Raw genomic sequence first — 6,646 nt, 5'->3', positions numbered from 1 at the left:
GCTCAGACGGCGGCAACCCCCTCCCCCTAGCCCCCTCCCGCGAGGGGAGGGGGGACTCGGATGGAGCGACGGAGGGGGTGAGCTTCATGCTTCGACTCAAGCCTTCGTCGCGCGGGCCGGGACGATCTGGCCGCCGGGCTGCAGCCAGGCGCCCTTGATCTCGGCGCGGGCGGCGGCGAGGTCGTTCGGGTAGTACAGCAGCACATGCGCCGCATCCTGGACGATGATGCGCTGCGCCTTGGCGTAGAGCGTCCTGCGCTCCGCCTCGTCGGTCGACGACCCGGCCTTGTCCAGGATGCCGTCCAGCTCGGGGTTGCTGTAGAAGCCGAGATTGGCGCCCTTCGGCGACCAGCTGTCGGTGTAGTACAGTGGCTTTAGCTGCAGGTCGGCGTCGAAGGTGCCGGTGGACCAGGAGGCGATGACGCTGTGCACGCCCTGGGCCGCCTTTTCCTCCGGCTTGCCGAAGGCGGCGGCGGTCCACACGCCGCTCTCCATCCGTTGGATGTTGAGCGTGATGCCGGCCTGGGCCCACATGCCCTGCAGGATCTCGGCGATATTCGCCTCCGGCTCCTGCACCGCGACGGTGATGGTGATGCCGTCGGCATGGCCGGCCTCGGCCAGCAGTGCCTTGGCCTTGGCGATGTCGAATTTGTAGCCTTCGACCGTCTTGTCGTAGGCGAACACGGCGGGCGACAGCGGCGAGTTCGCCGGCAGGCCGAAGCCGTAGAGCAGGTTGCTGACCAGCCCGGCCTGGTCGGTGGCGAAGTTCAGCGCCTGGCGGACACGGACATCGTCCAGCGGCGCCAGCTTGCAGTTCAGCGCCACCCAGAACACCGAGGTCGGGTTGCCCTCGATCAACGCCAGCTCCGGGTTGGCCTTGATCGGCGCGGCGAAGACCGGCGGCAGCGGCACCACGATGTCGGCATCGCCCGTCTGCACGGCCATGTTCATGACCGCCGCTTCCTGGGTCCAGATCCACTTCAGGGTCTTGGTCGGGGCCTTGTCGCCCCAGTAGTCGGCGTTGGCCTCCTCCAGCACGTATTCGCCCGACTTGTACTCGGTCAGCTTGTACGGGCCGGTGCCCACCGCGGCGCGGCCCAGCGTGCCGGCCTTGTCGGCCTTCGGGCTGACGATCGAGGCCGAGGCCACGGCCATCAGCTTGAGGAAGGCGGGGTAGGGGCGCTTCAGGGTGAAGCGGATGGTATCGGCGCCGGTGGCCTTGACCTCGGCGATGACGGCGCGGAAGCGGCCGCTGGCCGCCAGGCCGCGCTTCTCGTCCAGGTGACGGGCGAAGCTGGCGATCACGGCGTCGGCGTCGCAGGGCTCGCCGTCATGGAACTTGACGCCCTGGCGCAGGGTGAAGGTCCAGGTGGTGCCGGTGGCGTCGCCCTCCCACTTCGTGGCCAGGACGGGCACCAGCTCCATCTTCTCATTGTAGCCGGTCAGTCCCTCATACATCGGCTCCAGCAGGGCCGAGGTGTAGGTCGCGGTCTGGTCCGCCGGGTCCATGCTGCGCGGCGCCTCGCTCTGCATGATCACGATCTGCGAGGCGTCGGCGGCCAGCGCGCCATGGCCGCGCAGCAGCGCCGCCAGTCCCAGCGACCCGCCCAGGGCCAGCGCGCCGCGCCGGTCGATCACAAATGCCATCTCGTCCCCCGTTGGTTGAATCGGTCCGGGTATCCGCCGACTTTGTTAGATTGATGAAGCCTTCGGCTTGATTAAATTCAATTTCTAAACTAACTGTCAAGCCGAACGCACCGGAAACCGAGGCGAATGGCCAACCCCTCCAAACGCTCGCTGCTGAAGGCCGTGGCCGATCACGGGCCGCTGAGCCGGTCCGAGCTCGCGGTGCTGGCCGGACTCAGCAAGGCGGCGATCACGGGGCTGAGCCGCGAGCTGATCCGGGACGGCGCGTTGGAGGAGAGCGAGACGGCCCCGTCGCGCCAGGGCCGGCCGTCGATCCTGCTGCGGCTGAACCCGACCCACGGCTATTTCATCGGCGCCTCGATCGTGGAGGAGCCGGCGACGCTGGTGCTGGCCGATCTGCAGGGGACGGTGCTGGGCCAGCGCACGGCGCCTTGGTCGAATGATCCGCAGGCGATCGCCGCCACCATCCGCGAGGCCATCCCGCATCTGCTGGGCGAGGCCGGCGTGCCGGCCGAGCGGCTGCGCGGCATCGGCGTCGCCCTGTCCGGCCTGGTCAGCCACGACCAGGACCGCTGCCTGCACTCCACCAATCTCGGCTGGATCGACCTGCCGGTGGCGGCGGTGGTGGAGCAGGCGACCGGCGTGCCGGCCTTCCTGGAGAACGACGCCAACGCCGTCGCCACCGGCGAGCGGCTGTACGGGCTGGCGCGCGACCACCGCACCTTCACCACCGTCACCTTCGGCGACAGCATCGGCTGCGCCCACTACGTCGACGGGGCGCTGTATCGCGGCCATGGCGGCGGCGCCGGCGAGATCGCGCATTGCACGATCGAGCCTGGCGGCCTGCCCTGCCGCTGCGGCAAGCGCGGCTGCCTCGACACCGTGGCGCCGCGCCAGGCGATCCTGGCCCAGGCGCGCACCCGCGGCCTCGCGGCCGAGACGATGGCGGAGGTCGAGGCGCTGGCGGCGCAGGGTGATGCCGACGCCATCGCCATCCTGCACCGGGCCGGCGCGGCGCTGGGCCTGGCCATCGCCCATGTGATCCAGGTCAACGACCCGGAATTCGTGCTGATCGTCGATGTCGAAGGGGCGATGGGCCCGCTGTTCCGCATCGTCACGCGCCAGGCGATCGAGGCCAATGTGCTGCCGCGCCTCGCCGCGTCGACCACCATCCGCTTCCATGAGGCGACCCGCGACCTGTGGGCCCGCGGCGCCGCCAGCATCGCCGCCCAGAAGTTCCTGACCCGCGCCGAAGAAGGTTGAAGACATGGCATCCCCTCCGCGCATTGCCGTCGGCGGCATCCACACCGAATGCAGCACCTACAGCCCGGTCCTGGCGACCGAGGCGGATTTCCGCGTGCTGCGCGGCGACGCGCTGACCGCCGACCCGTCCTTCGCCCTGCTGCGCGACTACGACGCGGAATTCCTGCCGACGCTGCATGCCCGCGCCATCCCCGGCGGCCCTGTGGCCCGCGCCACCTATGAGGCGTTCAAGGCCGAGTTCCTGGAGCGGCTGAAGGCGCTGGGGCCGGTCGACGGCCTGTACCTGGCCATGCACGGCGCCATGAATGTCGAGGGCATGGAGGATGCCGAGGGCGACTGGATCACGGCCGCCCGTGCCGCGGTCGGACCGGACTGCCCGATCAGCGCCAGCTATGACCTGCACGGCAATGTCAGCCAGCGCATCATCGACGCGCTCGACATGTTCTCGACCTACCGCACCGCGCCGCATATCGATGTGGAGGAGACCAAGCGCCGCGCCGTCAGCCTGCTGATGCGCCGCCTGGCCGAGGGCGTGCGGCCGCTGCTGCTGTGGGTGCCGGTGCCGGTGCTGTGGCCGGGCGAGCGCACGAGCACGGTGGACGAGCCGGCGAAGTCGCTCTACGCGCAACTGCCCGCGGTCGACGCCGTCGACGGCATCCTCGATGCCTCGATGATGGTCGGCTATGTCTGGGCCGACGAGCCGCGGGCGACCGCCGCGATCATCATGACCGGCACCGACCCGGCGGCGATGGAGCGCGAGGGCACGCGCCTGGCCCAGGCCTACTGGGATGCCCGCGACGACTTCGTCTTCGGCAGCCGCACCGGCACCGTCGAAGAGTGTGTGGATTGGGCCGTCGCCTCGGCGACCCGCCCCGTGATCCTGGCCGATTCCGGCGACAACCCGACCGGCGGCGGCGTCGGCGACCGGGCCGACCTGCTGCGGGCGTTGCTGGCGCGGGACGCGCGGGACGTGCTGATCGCCGGCATCGCCGACCACCCGGCGACGGAGGCCTGCTTCGCCGCCAGCGTCGGCGCCCGGCTGCGCCTGAGCATCGGCGCGACGCTCGACACCAAGGGCAGCACGCCGGTCGAGGCGGAGGCCGAGGTGCTAGTCCTCGACCCCGGCGTCGATGTGGCCGACCGGCAGGCCCTGGTCCGCATCGGCGGCATCCGGGTGGTGCTGACCGCCCGGCGCCGGCCGTTCCACAATGTCGCCGACTTCACCCGGCTGGGCGTGCATCCGGCCAAGGTGGCGATCCTGGTGGTGAAATCCGGCTATCTGTCGCCGGAGCTGGCGCCGATCGCCAACCCGAACCTGATGGCGCTGTCGCCCGGCGTGGTCGACCAGGATGTCGAGCACCTGCCGCGCCACCGCACCACCCGCCCGACCTTCCCCTTCGACCGCGGCTTCGACTGGCAGCCCCGCCCCGTCTGGTCCGCCCGGTCGCTCAAGGCCCTCGGCCGATGACTCCTGCTGCGAAAGATCCCTCCATGACCACCCCCCTGATCGAGATCTGCGTCGAAGGCCTGGACGGGTTCCTGGCGGCCCAGGAGGGCGGGGCCGACCGGGTCGAGCTGTGCGCCAGCCTGATCGAGGGCGGCCTGACCCCTAGCATCGGCACCATCCTGGAGGTGAAGGCCCGCGCCCGCATCCCGTTCCACGTCATCATCCGGCCGCGCGGCGGCGACTTCCTGTACAGCGACACCGAATTCGCCAGCATGCTGGCCGATGTGAAGGCGCTGCGGGAGCTCGGCGTGCCCGGCATCGTCATCGGCTGCCTGACCGCGGACGGCCGGATCGACGAGGACCGCACGGCGCAGCTGGTGCAGGCGGCGCGGCCGATGAAGGTCACCTGCCACCGCGCCTTCGTCATGACCCGCGACGCGGAGGAGGCGCTGGAGGCGCTGATCCGCTGCGGCGTCGACCGGGTGCTGACCTCGGGCCAGCGGCCCGACGCGATGGCCGGGCTCGCAATCCTGAAGCGGGCGGTGGAGCAGGCCGGCGACCGCATCGTCATCATGGGCTGCGGCGACCTGGACGAGGCCAACATCGCCGAGGTGCGGCGCGCCACCGGCCTCAAGGAGATGCACTTCGCCGCCCTGCGACAGGAGCCGAGCGGCATGGTCTTCCGCAACGCCGATGTCGGCATGGGCGGCACGGATCTGGAGCGCGAATACACCAACACGGTCACCGATCCGGACCGGGTGCGGGCCACCATCCGCGCCGCGCGCGCCTGATGGCGGCGGCCGCGCCCGACGTCCTGCTCTCGGTGACGGACCTGAAGACCGTCTTCGACACCGATGACGGTCCGATCCGCTCGGTCGACGGCGTCACTTTCCATATCGGCCGCGGCGAGACCCTGGCCCTGGTCGGCGAATCCGGCTCGGGCAAGAGCGTCACCAGCCTGTCGCTGATGCGGCTGATCCCGACCCCGCCCGGCCGCATCGCCGGTGGCGAGATGCTGTTCCGCGACCGCGACGGCTGGCCGCGCGACCTGGCGACGCTGTCGGAGGCCGAGATGCGCCGCATCCGCGGAAACGATATCGCCATGGTGTTCCAGGAGCCGATGACGTCGCTGAACCCGGTCTATCCGGTCGGCGATCAGATCGCCGAGGCGGTGGCGCTGCATCAGGGCCTCAGCCGGCGCCAGGCGATGGAGACGGCGGCGCAGATGCTGGAGCTGGTCGGCATCCCGGCGGCCCGCAAGCGGCTGAAGGACTATCCGCACCAGATGTCCGGCGGCATGCGCCAGCGGGTGATGATCGCCATGGCGCTGTGCTGCCGCCCGGCGCTGCTGATCGCCGATGAGCCGACCACGGCGCTGGACGTCACCATCCAGGCCCAGATCCTGGATCTGATGCGCCGGCTGCAGGCCGAGATCGGCATGTCGATCCTGTTCATCACCCACAATCTCGGCGTGGTGGCCGAGATGGCCGACCGCGTGGCCGTGATGTATGGCGGCCGGGTGGTGGAGGAGGGCGGCGTGATCGAGATCTTCAAGTCGCCGCGCCACCCCTACACCATCGGCCTGCTGAACAGCGTGCCGCGCACCGACTACGCGGCGCTGGACCGCGGCGAGGCGCGGCGGCTGGAGGCGATCCCCGGCAATGTGCCGAGCCCGAAGAAGCTGCCGCCCGGCTGTGCCTTCGCGCCGCGCTGCCGCCACGCCATCGACGCCTGCGCCGCCGCGGTGCCGCCGCTGGCCGACACCGGCGGCGGGCATATGTCGCGCTGCATCCGCTGGAGCGAGCTGGCATGAGCACCGTCGTCGAGGACCGGGCCGGTCCCGCGGATCGCCGCAGCACGATCGATCTCCCGGCGCCGGGCGAGACGCTGCTCGAGGTCGAGGGGCTGCGCACCTGGTTCCCGGTCGGCGGCGGGCTGTTCGGCCGGAAGGACCAGCATGTCCGCGCGGTCGAGGACGTGTCCTTCTCGCTGAAGCGTGGCGAGGTGGTCGGGCTGGTCGGTGAATCCGGCTCCGGCAAGACCACGGCCGGCCGCTCGGTGCTGCGCCTGACCGAACCGACGGCCGGGTCGGTGCGCTTCGCCGGCACCGACATCCTCAAGCTCTCCCGCGCGGCCTTCCAGGCCTATCGGCGCGAGATGCAGATCGTCTTTTGGCATGTGATTTTTAAATCGCTACTGCCGGAAGCGTTGCCAACCCTGCTGGCGGGCGTCACGCTGACTATCGTTATGCTGATTGGCTTCTCGTCAATGGCTGGCGTCATTGGCGGC

6 protein-coding genes are annotated in these 6,646 nt (G+C 70.4%); 5 read left to right on the top strand and 1 reads right to left on the bottom strand.

What is annotated here, in order from left to right:
* Positions 1 to 96 precede the first annotated feature (96 nt).
* Entirely contained in the window at positions 97 to 1,647 is a 1,551-nt protein-coding gene (locus ABDW35_RS29060) for an ABC transporter substrate-binding protein (RefSeq protein ID WP_343717339.1), read from the bottom strand.
* Positions 1,648 to 1,773: 126 nt separating this feature from the next.
* Here ABDW35_RS29060 and ABDW35_RS29055 point away from each other — a divergent pair, with 126 nt between their 5' ends.
* The 5 genes from ABDW35_RS29055 to ABDW35_RS29035 form a co-directional block, all read left to right on the top strand.
* Positions 1,774 to 2,910 carry an ROK family transcriptional regulator gene (locus ABDW35_RS29055; protein ID WP_343717338.1) on the top strand — a complete coding sequence of 379 codons (1,137 nt, stop codon included), beginning with the start codon at positions 1,774 to 1,776 and terminating at the stop codon, positions 2,908 to 2,910.
* A gap of 4 nt (positions 2,911 to 2,914) precedes the next feature.
* The gene (locus ABDW35_RS29050) at positions 2,915 to 4,378 is read left to right on the top strand and encodes a M81 family metallopeptidase (protein WP_343717337.1); all 1,464 of its coding nucleotides are present in this window, start codon (positions 2,915 to 2,917) and stop codon (positions 4,376 to 4,378) included.
* Positions 4,379 to 4,401: 23 nt separating this feature from the next.
* Positions 4,402 to 5,148 (top strand): copper homeostasis protein CutC, encoded by a 747-nt coding sequence (locus ABDW35_RS29045; RefSeq protein WP_343717336.1) that lies wholly within the window; start codon positions 4,402 to 4,404, stop codon positions 5,146 to 5,148.
* Complete coding sequence (locus ABDW35_RS29040) at positions 5,148 to 6,170, top strand: ABC transporter ATP-binding protein (RefSeq protein WP_343717335.1); 1,023 nt, start codon at positions 5,148 to 5,150, stop codon at positions 6,168 to 6,170. Before ABDW35_RS29045 ends, ABDW35_RS29040 begins: the two co-directional genes overlap by 1 nt.
* A partial coding sequence (locus ABDW35_RS29035; protein WP_343717334.1) for an ATP-binding cassette domain-containing protein occupies positions 6,167 to 6,646 on the top strand: 480 nt, incomplete at its 3' end. The genes ABDW35_RS29040 and ABDW35_RS29035, both read left to right, overlap by 4 nt.

Source organism: Inquilinus sp., assembly GCF_039594555.1.
Classification (GTDB): Bacteria; Pseudomonadota; Alphaproteobacteria; order DSM-16000; family Inquilinaceae; genus Inquilinus.
This window is presented reverse-complemented; position numbering and strand designations above follow the sequence as displayed.